Below are 20,490 nucleotides of genomic sequence, written 5' to 3'. Positions count from 1 at the left end.
GGGGCGGGCTTCACGGCTGCACCAGCCCCTCGTATGCGTCGGGGCGGCGGTCGCGGTAGAACGCCCACTGCTGCCGCACCTCCTCGATGAGGCCGAAGTCGAGGTCGCGGACGAGGAGTTCCTCCTTGGTGTCGCTCGCCGGGCCGCCGACGAGCGTGCCGCGCGGGTCGGCGAAGTAGGAGGTGCCGTAGAAGTCGTTGTCCCCGTACTCCTCGCGGCCGACGCGGTTGATGGCCGCGACGAAGTAGCCGTTGGCCACGGCGGCGGCCGGCTGCTCCAACTGCCACAGGTGGGAGGAGAGGCTGCGCGACGTCGCCGAGGGGTTGTAGACGAGCTGGGCGCCGGCGAGGCCCAGCGCGCGCCAGCCTTCGGGGAAGTGGCGGTCGTAGCAGATGTACACGCCGATGCGGCCCACGGCCGTGTCGAAGACGGGCCAGCCCAGGTTGCCCGGGCGGAAGTAGAACTTCTCCCAGAAGCCGGGGAGTTGCGGGATGTGGTGCTTGCGGTACTTGCCCAGGTAGCTGCCGTCGGCGTCGATGACGGCCGCGGTGTTGTAGTAGAGGCCCGGCTGCTCGGCCTCGAAGACGGGCACGACCACCACCATGCCGGTCTCCCGGGCCAGCTCCCGCATCCGCTGCACCGTGGGGCCGTCCGGCACCGGCTCGGCCCACCGGTGGTGCTCCCGGTCCTGCACCTGGCAGAAGTACGGGGCGTTGAAGACTTCCTGGAACCCGATCACCCGGGCGCCCTGCGCGGCCGCCGCGCGGGCGTGCTCCTCGTGCTTGACAATCATCGACTCGGTGTCGCCGGTCCAGGTGGCCTGGACCAGGGCGGCGCGGACTACGTGGGCCATGAGCTGCTCCTATACCGGGGCGTCAGCCAGGCTGGCACGCGGGTGATCCGCGTGTGCATGCGACCGTAGGTCCCGTCACTCCCCGTGGCAAGAGCATCACCGTACCTGTGGACAACCGTCGCGTACGCGCTGCGGCGCGCCACCCGTGTGGGGGACGCGCCGCAGCGGTGAAGAAGCGGGGAAGAGGCGGGAAGAGGGGTCGTGGAGCGTGGCGTCAGCCCGCCGGCCGCACCACCATCGCGGAGCCCCCGCCCCGCCGGGTCCGCTCGGCGGCGGCCAGCCACCGCCCGTCGGGCAGCCGTTGCACCCCGGTGGCCGCGCCGATCTCGGGGTTGAGCTTGAAGACGTGGCCCTTGGCCTCCAGGCTGCGGCGCAGCGTGCTGTCCCACAGCCCCGGTTCCAGCTCCGTGGCGGCCGCGTTGCGCTGGCTGGCGCGCGGCGCCGCGATCGCGTCGACCAGCGGCATCCGGCGGTCGACGTGGTTGAGGAGCGTCTGCAGCACGGTGGTGATGATGGTGGCGCCGCCCGGCGAGCCCAGAGCGAAGGCGGGCCTGCCGTGGTCCAGGACGATGGTGGGCGAGATGGACGAGCGCGGCCGCTTGCCGGGGCCGGGCAGATTGGGGTCGTGGACTCCGGGGCTGACCGGCACGAAGGAGAAGTCGGTCAGCTCGTTGTTGAGCAGGAAGCCGCGGCCGGGCACGGTGATGCCGCTGCCGCCGGTCTGTTCGAGGGTGAGGGTGTAGGCGACGACGTTGCCCCACTTGTCGGCCACGGTGAGGTGGGTGGTGTTCTCCCCCTCGTACGGGGTGGGGGCACCGGGCCCGCGCCCGGCGGCGCACTCCCCCGGCCTGCGCGGGTCGCCGGGCGGCACCGGGCTGGTGAGCACGGCGTCGTCGGAGATGAGGCAGGCCCGGGAGTCGGCGAACGCCTGCGAGGTGAGGCCGGCCACCGGCACCTTCTCGAACGCCGGGTCGCCCACCCAGCGGTTGCGGTCGGCGAACGCGATCCGGCTGGCCTCCAGGTAACGGTGCAGGTAGGTGGCCCTGTCGACGCTGCTCAGCCGGGAGTTCTCCAGGATGTTCAGCGCCTCGGCGACGGTCGTGCCGCCCGAGGACGACGGCGCGATGCCGTACACGTCCAGACCGCGGTAACCCGTGTGGGTGGGCGCCTGCTGCCGCACGGAGTACGCGCGCAGGTCCCGTTCCGTCAGGTCGCCGGGACGGGCGACCCGGTGGGAGGCGGGGTCGACGGGCGGCTTCCGCACGGTCCGGACGATGTCGCGGGCCACGTCGCCCTTGTAGACGGCGTCGACGCCCTGCCGTCCCATCAGCCGGTACGTGCGCGCCAGGTCGGGGTTCTTCAGGGTGGAGCCGACGGCCGGCAGCCGGCCCCCGGGCAGGAAGAGCTTCGCGGAGGCGGGGAAGTCCCTGAAGCGCGCCTCGTTGTCGGCGGTCTGCCGGCGGAACGTCTCGTCGACGGTGAACCCGCGGCGGGCCAGCCGCTCGGCGGGCGCCAGGACCTCGCCCAGGCCGCGGCTGCCCCACGCCCGCAGGGCGGCGTCCCAGGTGGCCGGGGTGCCGGGGGTGCCGACGCTGAGGCCGCTGGTGACGGCGTCGGCGAACGGAAGGGGTTTCCCCTTCTCCAGGAAGAGGCCCTCGTTCGCGCTCAGCGGGGCGCGCTCGCGTCCGTCGAGGGTGGAGACGCGGTGCGTCCGGGCATCGTAGTGGACGAAGTAGCCGCCGCCGCCGACACCGGCGGAGTACGGCTCGGTGACGCCCAGGGCGGCGGCCACGGCGACGGCCGCGTCGGTGGCGTTGCCGCCCTTGCGGAGCACCTCGATGCCGGCCGCGGAGGCGTCGGCGTCGACGCTGGCCACCGCGCCGCCGTAACCGGTGGCGACGGGGGACTTGGCGGGGGAATGGGCGGGGGCCGGGGCTCCGGACGCGTACGGGCTCGCGGCGGCGGGCGTCAGGCCCGCGGTGGTCAGACCGGTGGTGGTGAGCAGTGCGGCGGTCGCGGCGAGCACGGGCAGGCGCCGGCGGTGAACCCTCCGGCGGGGCAGCGGTCTCGGCAAGGCCATGGGGGGTGCCTCCCTTCGGGGCGAACGGGCCCCGGAGCCTACTCGCGCGGCCCGCCCGCCGACAGGCCCCGGCGTACGGGGGCGCGGCGCGCGAGCACACGACGAGGCATCAGCGCGGTCGTACGCACCGCACTTCACGCCCCGCCCCGCGCAGCACCCCCGTACCGGCGTACCGGCCCCTCAGCGCCGCTTGATCTCCGCGAGCACCGCCGTCGCCATCGCCTTCTCGCCCTTCGCGTTCGGGTGGAACGGCGCGGCAGGGCTCTCCGGCTGCGCGCCCTCGATCCAGCGCTCGCCGGCCGGGCGGCAGACGTCGTGGCCGGTCGTGGGGCGGTACGTGTCGGCGTAGCGGACGTGCGCGGCGCGGGCCTGGCGGGCCAGCATGGCGTTGAGGCGCTTCTCGGTGTCGCGCAGGTACGGGGTGTCGCCGGCGGCGATCGGCACGGACGGGAAGCAGCCCTCGCCGTTGTCCGGCATGATCGCGGGGTAGCCGGCGAGCACGACCTTGGCGTGCGGGGCCCGCTGGTGCACGGCCTTCAGGACGCGGGCGACCTTGGTGCCTGCGGCGTCGATGCGGGCGGCGAGCTCGTCCTTGCCGGCCGCGGTGAACTGCTCCTTGCAGGGCGCGCCGGCCGGGTCGGTGGCCGACAGCTGGGCACAGGTGCCGATGATGGTGCCGAAGCCGATGTCGTTGCCGCCGATGCCGACGGTCACCAGGCGGGTGTTCCTGCCGAGGGCGTTGAGCTGGGCCGGGTTGGCGCCCTGCGCGCGCCACATCTCGTCGGTCTTGGCGCCGCTGCAGCTGACGTCCTTGAACGACGTCTGCTTCAGGGCCTTTACCACGAGCGAGGGGTAGTTGACGCTGGACCGGGCGCAGTCGCCGCCCGTCTGCTGCGGGATGCCGGGGCCGGAGGTGTACGAGTCGCCCAGGGCGACGTACCGCGCGCCGCCCGCCGGGACGCCTTCCGCGGACGGCGCGGCCGTCGCGGGGGCCGCGGCGCCGGCGGCCAGGGCCGAGGCGGCTCCCAGGGCCGCGAGGGCCTTTCCGTACCGCCCGCCGCGTTCACGCACCTGTGCCACTACTGCCTCCGTGGGTTCCTGGGAAGTGGATCACTGGCCAGATTCGTCACGGAGTGACCATCTGTCAATCTTGTCGACCGCTGCACCAAGCACACGACCGGGCCGGCGCATGGGCTCACGGATGACTCACGGATGCGCTCCCGCCCGGCTCACGGATGGGCGCCCGTCCCCGGCAGGAGCGTGCCCGGTTCCGCCGGCGCGACCTTGTCCGTCTCCGTCTTGACGCTGCGCCGCTGGTGCCGGGCCGCCAGCGTGGCGAGCCGGGAGAGGAGCATGCACAGGCCGATGTAGATCGGCGAGATGATCATGACGACGGGGATGAACGGCAGGTCGTAGTCGAGGTTGCCGGCGATGAGCTTGCCGGCGTGCAGGAACTCCTCGTACGTGATGAGGAACCCCAGCGAGGTGTCCTTCAGGGCCACCACGAGCTGACTGATGATGGCCGGCAGCATGGCGCGCAGCGCCTGCGGCACCAGCACGTGCGTCATGACCTGGGTCTTGTGCATGCCCAGCGAGTACGCCGCCTCGCCCTGCCCGCGGTCCACGGAGTTGACGCCGGTGCGGAAGACCTCGGCGAGCACCGAGCCGTTGTACAGGGTCAGCCCGGTGACCAGCGCCGGCAGCGGCTGGACCTTGAGGGCGACGAAGACGAAGAAGATCATGACGAGGACGGGCATGGCACGGAAGAACTCCACCACCAGCGTGGCCACCCAGCGCACCGCCCGGTGCTCCGAGAGCCGGCCGCAGGCCAGCACCGCCCCCAGCGCGAGCGAGAGCACGGCCGCCATGCCGAAGGCCCGCAGGGTGTTGCCCAGGCCCCGCAGCAGCAGCTCCTGGATGCCCACGTACGTGAAGGGGCGCCACTTGGCGGCCGTGAACTGCCCGGTGTCCACGAGCAGCAGCACCACCCCGGCGACGATGCCGAGGATGACGAGGCCGCCGATCGCGCCGTACAGCCGGTGCCGGCGCCGCGCGTGCGGTCCGGGGACGTCGTACAGGGCCGTGGCGGACGCGGTGGTGGTCATCGGGGCACTCCCCAGCGGCGCTCCAGCACGTTGAACAGCGCGCTGATGGACAGGGTCACGATCAGGTAGCCGACGGCGATCCAGACGAACGACCAGATGATGCTGTAGCCGAGCTCGTTGAGCGGCTTGTAGGTGCCCAGCAGCTCGGTGACGCTGAAGGAGCCGGCGATGGCCGAGTTCTTGGCCAGGGCGATCAGGGTCGAGCCGATGGGCGGGATGACGGTCCGGAACGCCTGCGGCAGCACGACGGTGCCCAGGGTCTGGGAGAAGGTCATGCCGAGGCTGCGGGCCGCCTCGCCCTGCCCGGTGGGCACGGTGTTGATGCCCGAGCGCAGCGCCTCGCAGATGAAGGCGGAGGTGTAGCAGCCCAGGGCGAGCACGGCGAACAGCTGGAACGGCAGGACGAGCCCGAACCGCGGCAGCCCCAGCAGCACCGCGAAGAACAGCAGGGTGAGCGGGGTGTTGCGGAGCACCGTCACCCACGCCGTGCCGAAGGCCCGCAGCGACGCGACCGGGGCGACCCGGAAGGCGGCCATGAGGAAGCCGAGGGCGAGGGCGAGCAGGGAGGAGTAGACGGTGAGCTGGACGGTGCCGAGCAGGCCGCGGCCGTAGAGGGAGAGGTTGTCGGTCAGGACGTTCACGGGCGCTCCGGTGTCATCGGGCCGCCGGGTAGCGGTCGACGGGGGGCGGGGCGGGCGCCGGCACCCCGGAGAGGCCGAGGGTCGCGTCGTACGCCTTCTTCCAGTCGCCGTTCTTCTCGTGCTGCTCCAGCGCGTCGTCCAGCGCGAGGCGCAGGGCGGTGTCGGAGCGCGGCACGCCGATGCCGTAGGGCTCCCGGGAGAAGGGCCGGCCCACCACCCTCAGCACATCGGGGGCCTTGGCGGCGTACCCCATGAGGATGGTGTCGTCGGTGGTGACGGCGTCCACCTGGAGGCTGATGAGGTTGTCCACACAGATCGAGTACGTGTCGTAGGCGACGGCGCGGGCGCGGGGGTACTCGCGCTGGAGGCGCTGGAGCGGTGTGGACCCGGCCGCCGAGCAGACGCGCTTGCCGGCCAGGTCCTGCGGCCCGTCGATGCCCTTCTCGTCCTTGCGGATCAGCAGGGACTGGCCGGCGATGTAGTACGGGCCGGCGAAGCCGACCTGGCGTTTGCGCAGGTCGTTGATGGTGTAGGTGCCGACGTAGTAGTCGATCTGGCCGTTCTGGAGGGCGGTTTCACGGTTGGCGGAGGCGATGGTGCGGAAGACGACGGTTTTGGGGTCGAAGCCCAGGGAGGCGGCGAGCATTTTGGCGATCTCGATGTCGAAGCCGGAGTACGTGCCGGTCGCCGGGTCCTTCTCGCCCAGGTACGGCTGGTCCTCCTTGGCACCGACGACCAGGTGCCCGCGGCGCCTGGCGGCCTCCCAGACGGAGGAGCCGGGCAGCTGGAAGCCGGTGGCGACGCGGTAGACGGGCAGCTGCTCGGGCCGGGGGCCCTTCACCGGCGGGCTGCCCTCCCGGCCGCAGGCGGCGACCGGGAGGACGAGGGCGGCGAGGAACAGCACAGCGGTGAGGCGGGGACGGGAACGGGCGCGGCGGGTCGTCATGGCGTCGTCGTCCTCCCCGCTCAGTGCTTGAGGATCTTCGACAGGAAGTCCCTGGCCCGCTCGCTCCGCGGAGCGGTGAAGAACTCCTCGGGCGGGCGGTCCTCGACGATCCGGCCGTCGGCCATGAACACCACGCGGTTGGCGGCGGAGCGGGCGAAGCCCATCTCGTGCGTGACGACGACCATCGTCATGCCGTCCCGGGCGAGCTGCTGCATGACCTCCAGCACCTCGTTGATCATCTCCGGGTCCAGCGCCGACGTCGGCTCGTCGAAGAGGAGCGCCTTGGGTTCCATGGCCAGCGCGCGGGCGATCGCCACGCGCTGCTGCTGCCCGCCGGAGAGCTGTGCGGGGTACTTCTCTGCGTGGGCCAGCAGACCGACGCGTTCCAGCAGCTCGCGCGAGCGGCGGTCGGCCTCGGCCTTGTCGCGGCGCCGCACCTTCACCTGGGCGAGGGAGACGTTGGCCAGCACCGTCTTGTGCGCGAAGAGGTTGAACGACTGGAAGACCATGCCGACCTCGGCGCGCAGCCGCGCCAGCGCGCGCCCCTCGTCCGGCATCGGCCGGCCGTCGATGGTGATGGTGCCGGAGTCGATGGTCTCCAGGCGGTTGATCGTGCGGCAGAGGGTGGACTTGCCGGAGCCGGAGGGGCCGATGACGACCACGACCTCGCCGCGGTCGACGACGAGGTCGATGTCGCGCAGCACGTGCAGTGTGCCGTAGTGCTTGTTGACGTCACGCAGTTCGATCAGTGGATCGACGGCCATACCAGCCCCGTCCGTTCTCGGCGCCGCTTGCCGCGCCGGCAGTCGCGCGGTCGCCGCAAACTACCGGCACGGGAACGGGACTTCACCGGTGACACGCACACGAACCGGGATTCAGCCGGATCGAGTCGGCGAACCCCGCCATTTGCCGCCATTTCCCCGGACGCCCCGGCCCGCGCACCCGCCGTCCGCCGCGCCTCTCCTAGGTACACAGACCGAGCCTGGGTACCTAGCCTGTGGGGCCGTACGGGGGAATGGGGAATTCAGGGGGAAGGGAGCCGGTGTGGCCGACAGCAGGCCCGTGTACCTGCGCATCGCGGACGACCTGAGACGGCAGATCGACGAGGGCAGGCTGGCGGTCGGCGACCGCATCCCCTCCCGCTCCGAACTCAAACGCGCGTACGAGGCCAGCGACCAGACCGTGGACCGGGCCGTCCGCGTGCTGAAGGCCGCCGGCTACGCGGAAGGGCAGTTCGGCCGGGGCGTGTTCGTCACCGACCGCGCGCCCCTGGGCACGCTGCTGCGCTCCACCGGCGCCGTGGACTCCCCCTTCGCCGCCGAGATCCGCGAGTACGGCGTGGCCGCCCTGCGCCGGCCGGGCCCCACCGTTCCCGTGCAGCCCACCGGCCCGGCCTTCGGCCACGGCCCCGGGCGCACCGCCCTCACCTGGGAGGCGTCCTCCAGCGAGACCGCCGCCCCCGCGCCCATCGCCGAACGGCTCGGCATCGGCCCCGGCGAACCGGTGCTGTGCACACAGTACGAGTACCTGGCCAACCGGCACCCCGTGCAGCTCGCCACCAGCTGGGAACCGCTCACCATCACCGAGGGCACCGACGTCGTGCTGCCCGAGCGCGGCCCGTACGCGCGGCGCGGCGTGCGCGGCCGGCTCGCGGCCATCGGCATCCGCGTCGTACGGGCCCGCGAGCTCGTCGGCTCCCGCCCCGCCACCACACCGGAGGCCGAGGCGCTGGGCTGCGCCGCCGGGCAGTGCGTGACCGTGGTCGAGCGCACCCACTTCGACGGCGACGACCGGGCCGTGGAGACCTCGGACATCGTCGTGCGCGCGGACCGCTGGCGGCTGGAGTACGGGATCACGTTCACCAGCTGAGGGAACCCGGGGACGGAAGGCGGGGACGGAAGGCGGGCGGCCACCGGCAGAGCTGGGCAGGCCAGGGCGCTCGACTACCGCTCGGCGATCTCCGCGTACACCTGGCTGAGCTCCGGAGCGCCGTCCTCCGCCCACGCCGTGCCGTCCGCGACCACGTCGATCTCGCGGCCGTTGGCGAGCATCACCACCGGCTGCCCGTCGCCCTCCCGGATCGCCCAGCCCGCACCCCGCACCGTGCGCACGATGACCGTGCCCAGGTAGAGGCCCGCGTCGTTACCGAGCCAGGACTCCAGTTCCGGGTCCTCCCGCCAGCGTGGTTGCAGCTGGTCCAGCTCCTCCAGGGACGACGGCGAGTCGTCGAGCGCGACCCCGGCCGACTGGGCGTGCGCGCGCAGCAGTTCGCACTCCGACAACAACTCGGCCAGGCCCTCCGGGTCCCGGCCGGCCGCGTCGGGCAGCGCCATCCCGGAGCCGGGCTGCTGCCGCTTCCGCCAGCTGTCCAAGAAGGGAATGTTCATACTGGCCAGGATCTCACTCCCACGAACGGCCCCACCACCGGCACGCGACGATCGACGTGGCCGATTGGCCTCCTTGACGTTCCCCTGGCGTCTCCCTAGCTTCATCCCGCCACTTCCACAGCTGGCCACCCTGGGAGGCATGACGCCCATGCACCGGACACCGAGGACCGGGCTCAGGACACCCGGCACCACCCGGCACAGACGCGTGCGGTCCACGGTCGTGGCCGCGACGGGGACCGTACTGGGGGCGGTGTGCGCCGCCACGCTCGCCGTCCCGCCGGCCCTGGCCGCCGGCGGCACCCCGCCCGACGCCGCACCCCGCAAGGAGCCGCTCCCCCTGGAGCGGCTCTTCGACAACCGGGCCGTCAGCGACGACGCCCGGCCCGGCGCCGCCGACTTCGACGGCGCCGGCTCCTCGTTCTCCGCGCGCGACCTCGCCGCCGCCGGCTGGACCCCCGGCCGGGCCCTGACCTTCGACGCCTCGCCGCTGCACTGGCCGCGCACCGCGCCCGGCACCCCCGACAACGTACGGGCCGACGGCCAGGCCGTACGGCTGTCCGGGCGCGGCCAGGCACTGACGTTCCTCGTCGCCGGCACCGGCGGCGACGCCACCGGCACCGGGCTCGTGCGCTACCGCGACGGGTCCGTGGGCGCGTACACGCTCACCGCGCCGGACTGGCGGCACGGTCCCCTCACCACGAAGGCCGTGGGCCTGCCGCACCGCAACACCCCGCAGGGGCAGCGCACCGAGACCACGCGGCTCTACGCGGTGACCGTGCCGGTGATGCGCGGCAAGGAGATCACGTCCGTGGTCCTGCCGAAGGCCCCCGGCCGCGCGCCCGGGGCCGCCCTGCACGTGTTCTCCCTCGCCCTGCGGCCTCCCACGAACGGGTGGACCGGCAGCTGGTCGGCGTCCACGTCCGGGTACGCCGCCCTGGGCCCGTGGACGGACCGGACGCTGCGGCTCGTCGTGCACAGCAGCGCGGGCGGACCGCACACGCGCATCCGGCTGGAGAACACGTTCGCCGGCCGGCCGGTGCGCATCGGGCACGCCACGATCGCCCTCCAGGGCAAGGACGCGGCCACCCGCGGCCGCCCGGCGCCGCTCGCCTTCGGCGGCCGGCCCGGCGCCGAGATCCCCGCGGGCGCGGCCCTGACCAGCGACCCCGTGGGCTTCCGGGTGCCGCCCGACACGAATCTGCTGGTGAGCCTCCACCTGCCGGGCACCGTCCGGGCGCTGCCGCTGCACAGCTACAGCAACCAGCTCTCGTACCTCAGCGCCGACGGCGCCGGCGACCGCACCGCCGACCGGGGCGCCGGCGCGTACGGCCAGAAGACCGAGGGCTGGCCCCTGCTGACCGGCGTCGACGTCACCGGCGGGCCCGGCTCCGTCGTCGCCCTCGGCGACTCCATCACCGACGGCGAGGCGGCGACGCCGGGCGCCAACGGCCGCTGGCCGGACCTGCTGTCGCGCCGGCTCCAGGGGCAGAAGACGGTGCCGCGGTTCGGCGTCCTCAACCACGGCATCTCCGGCAACCGCGTCGTCACCGACCGCTACGCGGGCGAGGGCACCAGCACCGTCCAGAGCGGGGTGAGCGCAGGGCACCGGCTGGAACGCGACGTCCTGGCCCAGACGTCGGCGCGCACGCTCATCGTCTTCGAGGGCGTCAACGACATCCGGGCCGGCACGACGGCCGACGAGGTCGTCGCCGCACTGCGGTCCATCGCGGTACGGGCGCACGAGCGCGGCATGCGCGTGATCGTGGCGACGATCGCGCCGTGCGGCGGCTTCTACGACTGCACGCCGCAGGCCGACGCCCACCGCGTCGCCATCAACCGGCACGTCCGGGCGGAGAACGGCGGGCTCTACGACGCGGTGTTCGACTTCGACGCCGCGATCCGCGACCCCCGGCACCCGGAGCGGATGCTGCCGCGGTACGACGCGGGGGACCACCTGCACCCGAACGACGCGGGGATGCGGGTGTTCAGCGAGACGGTGGACCTGAGAAAGCTGGTGTAGGGCGTTTCAAAGGCAGGGGCGTCTCCTTGTACGTCTTATACGTCGTACGTCTTATACGTCGAGGTCGACGACGACCGGGGCGTGGTCGGAGGCGCCCTTGCCCTTGCGCTCCTCGCGGTCGACGTACGCGTCCTTGTGGGCGCGGGCGAAGGCGGCGTTGCCGTAGACGAGGTCGATGCGCATGCCGCGGTTCTTGGGGAAGCAGAGCTGGCGGTAGTCCCAGTACGTGAACGGCCGGTCGTACTTCAGGGGGCGCGGCACGATGTCCGTCAGGCCCGTGTCGCGCAGGGCGGCGAGGGCGGCACGCTCGGCGGGCGTGACGTGCGTCAGGCCGTCGAAGGCGGACCGGTCGTGGACGTCCTCGTCGGTCGGCGCCACGTTGAAGTCGCCGAGGACCGCGAACGGGCGGTCGTCGTCGGCGTCCGCGCTGACGGCGTCGCGCAGCGCCTCCAGCCAGTGCAGCTTGTACGCGTAGTGGGCGTGGCCCACCTCGCGCCCGTTGGGCACGTACACCGACCACACGCGGACGCCGCCGCAGGTGGCGGAGACGGCACGGGGCTCCTGCACGCCGTCGTACTCCGGCCCGCCGGGCAGCCCCGTGACCACCTGCTCCAGGCCCACGCGGGACAGCACGGCGACGCCGTTCCACCGGCCGTCCGCGTTGACGGCGGCCTCGTAGCCGAGCTCACGGAGCTCGGCGTACGGGAACGCCTCCTCGGCGGCCTTGATCTCCTGGATGCACAGCACGTCCGTGCCGCTGCTCTCCAGCCAGGCGAGCAGGCGGGGCAGACGGGCGGTGACCGAGTTCACGTTCCAGGTGGCGATGCGCATGCGGCCACCCTAACGGCCGCCACTGACAGCCGGGCCGCGCACGCGATCGGAGCCGGACCTGATCAGAGCCGGACGCTGTCGCCCGCGGCCAGCCGCTCGTGGGCGGCACCGGCGACACCGGGCCCGTCGGGGCCGAGCATCCGGTCGTAGACGGGGCGGGCGAGATCGGTGAGAAGCGCGTCGTGGATGTCGATGGCCCGGCGCGGCCCGACCTCGCGGATGTAGTCGATGACCTCCGACACCTTGCTCCAGGGGGCCATGACGGGAACCATCAGGGTGTCGACCGGCTGCCCGGGGAGGGTGAGGGCGTCGCCGGGGTGGAAGACGGAACCGTCGACGAGGTACCCGACGTTGGTGATGCGGGGGATGTCCGGGTGGATGACGGCGTGCAGCTGCCCGTGCACCTGCACGTCGAAGCCGGCGGCGGTGAAGGTGTCGCCCTCCCCCACGGTGTGCACGCGCCCGGGGAAGGCCGCCGAGACCTTTTCGGCAACGCTGCGCAGCGTCCACAGCTCGGCGGCGGGGTTCGCGTCGAGCGCGCGCCGCAGCCGGTCCTCGGCGAAATGGTCGGGGTGCTCGTGGGTGATCAGGATCGCGTCGGCACCGACGCCCGCGTCCTCCTCGCTGAACGCCCCGGGGTCGATGACGAGCGTGCCGCCGCCGTCCTTCTGCAGGCGCACGCAGGCGTGGCTGTGCTTGGTCAGCTTCATGCCCCTCATCTTGCTACGCCACCCTTCCCTCGTCGCCGAGGGCACGGCGCACGACCTCGACGGCGGCCCCGGCCACGGTGAACCCGGCGTGCAGGGACGCCTGAAGAAGCGTTTCCTCAATCTCGCCGGCGGTCACGCCGTGCCGCAGGGCGGCGCGCACGTGGACGGGGAGCGCATCGAGCTGCCCCTGCACGACGAGCGCGGTGAGCGTCACGAGACACCGCTCGCGTCGCCCGAGCCCGGGCCGCGCCCAGACCTCGCCCCAGGCGACACGGGTGACGAAGTCGTCGAAGGAGGAGCCGAAGGAGGAGCTGGGGGTGGGGGTCGTCGTCTCGGCGTCCGGGCCCAGGACGTCACGGCGTACGTCCGCACCGGCGCCACCGCCGGTCACGAGCGGCGGCAGGAGCGGACCGAAACTTGTACCGGCCGGTGCATAGGCCCCGGACAGCGGCGGCCCGAACCCGGCGGGAGCGGCGGCAGCACCGTACGGCTCGCCCATGGCGGGCGCAGCCGCACCCGTATCGACCGGCCACGCGGCGGCGGCTGCCGCGCCCGGGACGGGCCGCCCCTGCAGCGAGGCCGCGTCGCCGCCGTCAGGACGCCCGGGCGCCGACCCGGTCGCGGCGGGCGCACCCGGGACGGAGCCGACGCCGCCGGAGTGACCCGGCAAGGACTGCGGCTCGGCCGTGCCCGTCGCGGGCACGGCCGGCGACCCATGGGAGCCCACCGGCGCCACGCCGGAAGCAGCAGGCAGATGCCCACCGTCGGGGGAAGCGGGCACACCACCCGCACCGGCGGCAGCTGCCGCAACACCATCGTCCGGGCGTCCCGGCGCGAATCCCGCATCTGCGCCGGCACCGGAACCGACCGGCCCGGGCGCGGCGTCCGGCCCCGGCCGGGAATCCCCGTCATGGCGCGCCTGCAATGGGCCGGGGGCGGCGGACACGTCCGGCACCGCACCGGCCTCACGTCCGGCAACGGAGGCCGCGATCTCGGTCGCGCCCGGTGCGTGCCCACTCGGGGAGGGGCTCACCGCAGCTACGCCCACGCCGTCGGAACCCACCGACGCGCCCGGCGCCGGGCCGACGCCCTCGTGGGCTCCCGCGACCGGTCCGCCCGCGCCGGACCCGGACGCCCCGTCAGGCTCAGCCGCAGCCGACACCCCCGGCAACGCGCCGGCGCCCTCGGGGCTTCCACCTGCCGGGCCGGCGGCAGCCGGCGTGCCCGGCACCGCACCCCCGTCCGGCGCCGTCGGCGCCGCCGGCGCCCACGGTGCCGTGAAGTGCCGTACCAGCAGGTCCGTCACCGCCGCCGGTTGTTCCACCGGCGTGAGGTGGCGGGCCATCGGGATCACCGCCAGGCGGGCGTCCGGGATGCCCGCCACCAGAGCGCGGGCCTCCGCCGGGGGCGTGACCTCGTCCTCCGCGCCGGCGATCACCAGGGTCGGGAGCGTCGCGCGGCGCAGGTCCGGGCGGGCGTCGTACGTTGCCAGGGATTCGGCGGAGGCCGCGTAGCAGGAGAGGTCCGTCGCGCGGACCATCTGGACCGCCCAGTCCGCGATGGCGGGTTGCGCGCCGGCGAAGTGCGGGGTGAACCAGCGTTCCGGAGTGCGGCGGGCGACGGGGTCGAGGCCGGCGGTGCGGGCCTCCTTCGCGTGGGTGGGCCAGTCGGCCGCGGTGCCGTGTGCTGCCGCGCCGACGACCGCGAGCGAGGCGATCCGGTGCGGGTGGCGCAGGGCCAGGTCGATGCCGACGGCGCCGGAGACGCAGGCGCCGAGGTAGCCGAAGCGGTCGACGCCGAGGCCGTCGAGCGTGGCGAGGAGGCGCTCCGTGAGCGCACCGACCGCCGGCGCGGGCACCGCGGGGGCGCCGCCGTGGCCCGGCAGGTCGAAGCGCAGCACGCGCCAGTGGCGCGTCAGCTCGGGGACCTGGCGGTCCCACATGTGCCATGTGGCGCCCAGAGCCGGGCCCACCACCAGCACCGGAGTACCCTCCGGGCCGTCCCAACGGTACTGCAGGGTCTGCGTCGTCTCGCTCACCGCGACACGCTAACCGCCGTGCCCGCGGCCCCCCTTCACGGGGTCGTCGTCGAGACCACGTACACCTGGGGGAAGTCGGGGTTGTCCAGGTTGGCCGTGATTTCCAGGGACGGTTTGGGGCGGTCCTGTTCGCGGACCGTGCCTGCCCAGTGGTGGCCTTCGGGAAACTTCCAGCCCACCTTCGACGCCTCGTCGTCGTCGATGGTGATGTCGCCGTCCTCCAGCTTGGCCGGGTCCGCGCCCACGTCGTTCAGCCAGCGCTCGAACTTTTCCCGCGTGGTGGTGAACTGGAGGTACAGGGAGCTGGACTTCCAGGTGTTCGTCTCGAAGTGCGCGACGTTCTCCGCGTACGGCGGGACCGTCACCTCGTAGATGCGGCGCTGGAGCCGTGAGGGCCAGCCTTCTTCCAGGCCCGTGGCCGCCGCCTGCTGCTGGTTGTTGATGCTGCCGCCGCCGCGGCTCTGCATCGCCGAGATGTAGAGGTAGACCGCGGGGACGGCGATCAGCAGGAAGACGATCACGGGTTTGAGCCAGCGGCGGCGCCGGGCGGGGTGCTGGTCGATCACGGCGCTCATCCGCGGCCCGCCCGTGCGTAGCGTTCGTACCGTTCGGCCCGGCGCCGGTTGGCGCGGCGGAACCGGCGGGCCACCAGCCGCGCCAGGTCGGCGGCGCCGACCATGCCGGCCTCGGGGCCGAGCTGGGCCTTGACGATGCGGGCCTCGGGGCGGTAGCCGCGGCCGGTGAGGTGGCGGCGGAAGGCGTCGCGGGCCGGGCCGATCAGCAGGTCGTCGGCCGCGCTCACGCCGCCGCCGATGACGAAGCAGGAGGGGTCCAGCGCGGCGGCCAGGTTGGCGATGCCCACGCCCAGCCACTGGCCGATGTCCTGGAGGAGCTCCACGCACATCGCGTCGCCGGAGCGCGCCAGCTCCGTGATCAGCGGGCCGGTGATCTCCTTGACGTTGCCGCCGACCCGGTCGATGATCCCGTACGCGACGGGCGACTCGGCGGCGGCCAGCTCGCGGGCCTCGCGCACGAGCGCGTTGCCCGAGCTGTACTGCTCCCAGCAGCCGCGGTTGCCGCAGGGGCAGCGGTGGCCGCCGGGCACCACCTGCATGTGCCCGAACTCGCCCGCGACCCCGTACTTGCCCCGCTTGACCTGGCCGTCCTCGAGGATGGCGCCGCCGATGCCGGTCCCCAGGGTGATCATGACGAGGTGGTCCTCGCCACGGCCCGCGCCGAAGCGCCACTCGGCCCAGGCGGCGGTGTTGGCGTCGTTGTCGACCATGACCGGCACGGCCAGGCGGCCGGCGAGGCGGTCGCGCAGCGGCTCGTTGCGCCAGGACAGGTGCGGGGCGAACAGGACGCGGTTGCGGTCGGCGTCGACCCAGCCGGCCGCGCCGATGCCCACGGCGTGCACGTCGTGCCGGTCGGAGAGGTCGAGGACGAGCTCGGTGATGGTGTCCTCGACGACCTTCGGGCTCTTCGACTTGTCCGGGGTCTCGGTACGGATCTTCTCGAGGATGTTGCCGTCCGCGTCGACGACGCCGGCCATGACCTTGGTCCCGCCGATGTCGATGCCGACGGTGGGGACCCGGGGGGCGGTGAGGTGGGAGCGGCGCTCGCGCGTGCCGGCGGTGCGGACGGTGCGCAGCACGGCGTCGCGGGTCGTACCACGGTTGACGCGGTCACGGTACGTGCTCATCGGGGCACCCCCTCCACTGCGTGGAGCTCGGCGGTTCTGCGGGCGGTGCGGGTGCGGGCTCGCACGGGTGGTGGCCCCTGGTCGGTGTCTGGAGGCGGCGCCTCGTGGATACGGTCGGAGTCCCGATTGTGCCTCACGGGCGGGGGCCGGGGCGAAACCGCAGGCCCCCGGAGGGGACCGATCCGGTACGTCGTACGGCGACCGGACCCGCTCCCTCCGGGGCCGGTCGGCTCAGTCCCCCGGCGCGTCCGCGGGGGCCGGTGCCCGCCGGAGCTCGTGGCTGAGCTCCTCCAGTTCGCTGCCGCCCGCCATCTGGCGCGTCAGCTCCTCCAGCGCGATGTCCGCCTTGGCATGGCTGCCCGCCATCGCCCCGCGCTTGAGCAGGACGAAGCGGTCGCCGACCAGGTACGCGTGGTGCGGGTTGTGCGTGATGAGGACCACGCCCAGGCCCGCGTCGCGCGCCGCGGCCACGTACTTCAGGACCACGCCGGACTGCTTCACGCCCAGGGCGGCCGTCGGCTCGTCGAGGACGAGGACCTTGGCGCCGAAGTGGACGGCGCGGGCGATCGCCACGCACTGCCGTTCGCCGCCGGAGAGCGTGCCGATGGGCTGGTCGACGTCGCGCAGGTCGATGCCCATGCGCAGCAGCGCCGCGTGGGTCGTCTCGCGCATCGTGCGGACGTCGAGGCGCTTGAAGGGGCCGGCGCCCTTCGTCGGCTCGGAGCCGAGGAAGAAGTTCCGCCACACCGGCATCAGGGACACCACGGCGAGGTCCTGGTAGACCGTGGCGATGCCGCGGTTCAGGGCGTCGCGCGGCGAGCCGAGGCGGACCTCGTCGCCCTCGATGCGGAAGGTGCCCGCGTCGTGCTGGTGCAGCCCCGCGACGATCTTGATGAGCGTGGACTTGCCGGCGCCGTTGTCGCCGAGCACACAGGTGATCTCGCCGGGGTGGACCTCCAGCGAGACGCCCTCCAGCGCGCGTACGTTGCCGTAGTGCTTGCTGACGCCGTCGAGTTCGACGAGGGGGACGGCCGCGTCCGTCGTGACGTCCGTCGTGGCATCCGTCATGAGTTCGCCTCCGCGCGCTTGCGGACCCATGCGTTGAGCAGGGTCGCCAGGAGCAGCATCGCGCCGAGGAAGAACTTGAACCAGTCCGGGTTCCACTGGGCGTAGACGATGCCCTTGCTGGTCATGCCGAAGATGAACGCGCCGACCGCGGAGCCGATGGCCGAGCCGTAGCCGCCGGTCATCAGGCAGCCGCCGATCACGGCCGCGATGATGTAGAGGAATTCGTTGCCCACGCCCTCGCCGGACTGGACGACGTCGTACGACATCAGCAGGTGCTGGCCGGAGATCCAGGCGCAGAAGGCGACGGCCATGTAGAGGCCGATCTTGGTGCGGTTGACGGGGACGCCCACCGCTCGGGCCGCGTCCGCGTTGCCGCCCACGGCGAAGATCCAGTTGCCGACGCGGGTGCGCAGCAGGATCCACGTGGCCACGGCCACGAGGCCGAGCCACCACAGGATCGTCACCTGGAGGTCCACGCCGCCCACGGTGACGTGGGAGGCGAAGACGGCGCGCGCGGAGGGGAAGCCCTCCATGTCGCCGATCGTCTTGGTGGAGACCGTGCCGCTGACGAGCTTGGTGAAGCCCAGGTTGAGGCCGGTCAGCATGAGGAAGGTGCCCAGCGTGATGATGAAGCTGGGCAGCTTGGTGCGGGTCAGCATGAAGCCGTTGAAGAAGCCGATCGCCAGGGTGACCAGCAGGGAGACCCCCACGCCGACCCAGACGTTCGCCGTCATCTGGTAGCTGAACATCGACGAGACCAGCGCCGAGCTGGTGACCATGACGCCGGTCGACAGGTCGAACTCGCCACCGATCATCAGCAGCGCCACCGGGACGGCCATGATGCCGATCGTCGAGGACGCGTACATGACGGTGGAGAGGCTCGACGCCTGAAGGAAGGTTTCCGCGACGACCGAGAAGAAGACGAAGACGGCGGCGGCACCGACCACCGCACCCAGCTCCGGCCGGCCGAGCAGCCGACGGGCCCGGCCCTGCCGGAGCAGGCGTTCGTCAGCAGTGGCCGCGGCGCCGGCGGTCATCGGGTGCCCCGCTTCGTGTACTCGGTCAGGGCCTTGGCGTCGTCCTTGGTGATGATCTGCGGGCCGGTGAGCACGGGCCGGCCGCCGCCGAGCGTGTCGGCGTTGTACTTGTGGAGCCACAGCAGGTCGACGGCCTCGTAGCCCTGGAGGTACGGGTCCTGGTCGACGGCGAAGCCGAGGCTGCCGTCCTGGAGCGCCGCGGCGACCTTGGCGTTGAGGTCGAAGGTGTCGACCTCGGCCTTGCTGCCGGCCTGCTGGGCCGCCTTCACGGCGGTGGGCGCGAAGGGGGCGCCCAGGGTGACGACGGCGTCGACGTCCTTGTCGGACTGGAGCTTGGCCTCGATGGAGGACTGGACGCCGGGCATGTTGGTGCCCTCGACGTAGAGGTTCTCCACCTGGCCCTTGAAGCTCTTCCTCACGCCCTCGCAGCGCTGCTCGTGGCCGACGTTGCCCTGCTCGTGCAGGACGCACACCGCCTTCTTCTTCCCGCGCTGGTTGAGCTGCTCGCCGACGGCCTCGCCGGCGATGGTCTCGTCCTGGCCGATGTGCGTGAGGGCGCCGAACTCCTTGGACTTCTCGGAGCCCGAGTTCACCGTGATGACGGGGATGCCGGCCTTGACGGCCTTGGCCACGACGTCCTTCATGGCGTCGGGTTTGGCGAGCGTGACGATCAGGCCGTCGACCTTGGAGTCGATCATGGCCTGGACGCTCTGGGCCTGCCGGTTCCCCTCCACGTCGTGCGCGTAGAGGAACTGGATGTTGTCCTTGGCCGCCGCCTGTTTGGCACCGCTCTGGACGATGTCCCAGAAGGTGTCGCCATCGCCCGAGTGGGTGACCATCGCGAACTTCCAGCGCGGGGTGTTCACCGCTGCGCGGCCCTGGGCCGCCGCCTGGGCGGCCCGCTCCTCCGCGCGCTTGCCGCCGGTGCTGCTGCACCCCGCCAGTGTGGCGCCGAGCACCGCTGCCAGCACGGCGCTCACCGCGCGTGCGCCTCTCCGAACCCTTGCCACGAGGACTTGCCCTTCTCACTGTCTGTCACGGTGCGACCGGACCCGTTCGCGGGCCCAACCGCCAAGTATCCGTCACCATCCGTCACCCCCGTCGGCCGGGGCGCCGGCGGTGCCGTCCCGACCCCCTTCCGCGGCCGCTCCTGAAGACTCCCGTGGTGCTCCGGTGGGTGAGTTCTAGTGGCGCACGCCACACCGCGTCAAGGCTATGTCCATACATTCTTACGGCATGACAGGTTGCCCACCGTCATGGCCGGTCATGACCGGGCGAGCAGCTGGAAGTCGAACGAGTAGCGCGACGCCCGGTACAGATGCGAGCCGAACTCCACGGCGCGGCCCGTGTCGTCGTACGTCGTCCGCTCCATCGTGAGCAGCGGCGCGCCCGCCGGCTCGGCCAGCAGCTCCGCCTCGGCGGGCGTGGCCGCGCGGGCACCGATGGTCTGCCGGGCGCTGTGCAGGGTGATGCCGGCCGTCCGCATCAGCCGGTAGAGCCCGGCCCGCTCCAGCGCGCCGCCCTCCAGGTCCAGCAGGCCGACGGGCAGGTGATTGGAGAGCCGGGCCACGGGCTCGCCGTGCGCGAGCCGCAGCCGCTCGACGTGCACCACGTCGGCCCCCTCGGCAACACCCAGCGCCGCGGCCACCGTCGCGCTCGCGGGCTCCACGGCCCGCCGCAGCACCCGCGTGGCCGGCTTCTGGCCGGCGGCCTCCAGGTCGTCGTACAGACTGCTCAGCTCCAGGGGGCGGCGGACCTGGCTGTGCACGACCTGGGTGCCCACCCCCCGCCGGCGGACCAGCAGACCCTTGTCGACCAGCGACTGGATCGCCTGCCGGACCGTGGGCCGGGACAGGCCCAGCCGCCCGGCCAGCTCGATCTCGTTGCCGAGCAGACTGCCGGGGGCCAGCTCGCCGCGCTCGATCGCGGCCTCCAGCTGCTGCGACAGCTGGAAGTAGAGGGGCACGGGACTGCCCCGGTCGAGGGTGAACTGAAGGGGTTGCTGCTTCGCCACGGGGGGAGAGTAGCCGCGGGACCGGTTGACGGGTAGTCCGGAGGTCCTGTTGTCCGGA

General features: G+C 72.9%; 19 protein-coding genes and 1 pseudogene. 2 read left to right on the top strand and 18 right to left on the bottom strand.

From position 1 onward, the window contains the following. Positions 1–10 precede the first annotated feature (10 nt). The 7 genes from IE305_RS01835 to IE305_RS01805 form a co-directional block, all read right to left on the bottom strand. Positions 11–853: a nitrilase-related carbon-nitrogen hydrolase gene (locus tag IE305_RS01835; protein ID WP_190127563.1), complete on the bottom strand. Its 843-nt coding sequence runs from the start codon at positions 851–853 to the stop codon at positions 11–13. A 214-nt stretch (positions 854–1,067) separates the two neighbouring features. Next, on the bottom strand, positions 1,068–2,933 hold the full coding sequence (gene ggt / locus IE305_RS01830; protein ID WP_190127562.1) for a gamma-glutamyltransferase: 1,866 nt from the start codon (positions 2,931–2,933) through the stop codon (positions 1,068–1,070). Between the two features lie 180 nt (positions 2,934–3,113). Beyond that, the gene (locus IE305_RS01825; RefSeq protein WP_190127561.1) at positions 3,114–4,013 is read right to left on the bottom strand and encodes an SGNH/GDSL hydrolase family protein; all 900 of its coding nucleotides are present in this window, start codon (positions 4,011–4,013) and stop codon (positions 3,114–3,116) included. A 149-nt stretch (positions 4,014–4,162) separates the two neighbouring features. Beyond that, positions 4,163–5,038, bottom strand: a complete 876-nt coding sequence (locus IE305_RS01820) for an amino acid ABC transporter permease (protein ID WP_190127560.1) — start codon at positions 5,036–5,038, stop codon at positions 4,163–4,165. Then, entirely contained in the window at positions 5,035–5,679 is a 645-nt protein-coding gene (locus IE305_RS01815) for an amino acid ABC transporter permease (RefSeq protein WP_190127559.1), read from the bottom strand. The genes IE305_RS01820 and IE305_RS01815 overlap by 4 nt, the downstream gene beginning before the upstream one ends. A gap of 13 nt (positions 5,680–5,692) precedes the next feature. Beyond that, the gene (locus tag IE305_RS01810; protein WP_190127558.1) at positions 5,693–6,625 is read right to left on the bottom strand and encodes a glutamate ABC transporter substrate-binding protein; all 933 of its coding nucleotides are present in this window, start codon (positions 6,623–6,625) and stop codon (positions 5,693–5,695) included. Positions 6,626–6,645: 20 nt separating this feature from the next. Then, positions 6,646–7,389, bottom strand: coding sequence for an amino acid ABC transporter ATP-binding protein (locus IE305_RS01805; RefSeq protein WP_190127557.1), 744 nt, complete (start codon positions 7,387–7,389; stop codon positions 6,646–6,648). A gap of 280 nt (positions 7,390–7,669) precedes the next feature. Here IE305_RS01805 and IE305_RS33405 point away from each other — a divergent pair, with 280 nt between their 5' ends. Beyond that, positions 7,670–8,494 (top strand): GntR family transcriptional regulator, encoded by an 825-nt coding sequence (locus IE305_RS33405; protein WP_190127556.1) that lies wholly within the window; start codon positions 7,670–7,672, stop codon positions 8,492–8,494. A gap of 74 nt (positions 8,495–8,568) precedes the next feature. On the opposite strand, the gene IE305_RS01795 is transcribed toward IE305_RS33405, so the two are convergent. Next, the gene (locus IE305_RS01795; protein ID WP_190127555.1) at positions 8,569–9,012 is read right to left on the bottom strand and encodes a DUF6278 family protein; all 444 of its coding nucleotides are present in this window, start codon (positions 9,010–9,012) and stop codon (positions 8,569–8,571) included. 139 nt (positions 9,013–9,151) lie between these two features. On the opposite strand from IE305_RS01795, the gene IE305_RS01790 reads away from it, so the two are divergent. Then, the gene (locus tag IE305_RS01790) at positions 9,152–11,032 is read left to right on the top strand and encodes an SGNH/GDSL hydrolase family protein (RefSeq protein ID WP_229890419.1); all 1,881 of its coding nucleotides are present in this window, start codon (positions 9,152–9,154) and stop codon (positions 11,030–11,032) included. A 51-nt stretch (positions 11,033–11,083) separates the two neighbouring features. Here the strand turns inward: IE305_RS01790 and IE305_RS01785 are convergent, their stop codons facing one another. The 10 genes and pseudogenes from IE305_RS01785 to IE305_RS01740 form a co-directional block, all read right to left on the bottom strand. Next, complete coding sequence (locus IE305_RS01785; RefSeq protein ID WP_190127554.1) at positions 11,084–11,863, bottom strand: exodeoxyribonuclease III; 780 nt, start codon at positions 11,861–11,863, stop codon at positions 11,084–11,086. 62 nt (positions 11,864–11,925) lie between these two features. Further along, positions 11,926–12,573 (bottom strand): MBL fold metallo-hydrolase, encoded by a 648-nt coding sequence (locus IE305_RS01780; RefSeq protein ID WP_190127553.1) that lies wholly within the window; start codon positions 12,571–12,573, stop codon positions 11,926–11,928. A 13-nt stretch (positions 12,574–12,586) separates the two neighbouring features. After that, a complete protein-coding gene (locus IE305_RS01775) occupies positions 12,587–13,072 on the bottom strand; it encodes a carboxymuconolactone decarboxylase family protein (RefSeq protein WP_190128160.1) in 486 nt (161 codons plus the stop codon). Positions 13,073–13,759: 687 nt separating this feature from the next. Further along, a pseudogene (locus IE305_RS01770) lies at positions 13,760–14,611 on the bottom strand (alpha/beta fold hydrolase); the annotation flags it as partial. 35 nt (positions 14,612–14,646) lie between these two features. Then, entirely contained in the window at positions 14,647–15,186 is a 540-nt protein-coding gene (locus IE305_RS01765) for a hypothetical protein (protein ID WP_190127552.1), read from the bottom strand. Further along, positions 15,183–16,313, bottom strand: coding sequence for an ROK family glucokinase (locus tag IE305_RS01760; protein ID WP_190127551.1), 1,131 nt, complete (start codon positions 16,311–16,313; stop codon positions 15,183–15,185). Before IE305_RS01760 ends, IE305_RS01765 begins: the two co-directional genes overlap by 4 nt. Positions 16,314–16,544: 231 nt before the next feature. Continuing rightward, on the bottom strand, positions 16,545–17,381 hold the full coding sequence (locus tag IE305_RS01755; protein ID WP_229890417.1) for an ATP-binding cassette domain-containing protein: 837 nt from the start codon (positions 17,379–17,381) through the stop codon (positions 16,545–16,547). Further along, complete coding sequence (locus tag IE305_RS01750; protein ID WP_190127549.1) at positions 17,378–18,418, bottom strand: ABC transporter permease; 1,041 nt, start codon at positions 18,416–18,418, stop codon at positions 17,378–17,380. Before IE305_RS01750 ends, IE305_RS01755 begins: the two co-directional genes overlap by 4 nt. Beyond that, entirely contained in the window at positions 18,415–19,428 is a 1,014-nt protein-coding gene (locus IE305_RS01745) for a sugar ABC transporter substrate-binding protein (RefSeq protein ID WP_373311490.1), read from the bottom strand. Before IE305_RS01745 ends, IE305_RS01750 begins: the two co-directional genes overlap by 4 nt. A gap of 254 nt (positions 19,429–19,682) precedes the next feature. After that, positions 19,683–20,432: a GntR family transcriptional regulator gene (locus IE305_RS01740; RefSeq protein ID WP_190127547.1), complete on the bottom strand. Its 750-nt coding sequence runs from the start codon at positions 20,430–20,432 to the stop codon at positions 19,683–19,685. Between the last annotated feature and the right edge of the window lie 58 nt (positions 20,433–20,490).

Origin of the sequence: Streptomyces mashuensis (assembly GCF_014654785.1) — a bacterium.
Classification (GTDB): Bacteria; Actinomycetota; Actinomycetes; order Streptomycetales; family Streptomycetaceae; genus Streptomyces; species Streptomyces mashuensis.
The sequence above is the reverse complement of the archived record's forward strand: the minus strand, read 5'-3'. Positions and strand labels throughout refer to the sequence as shown.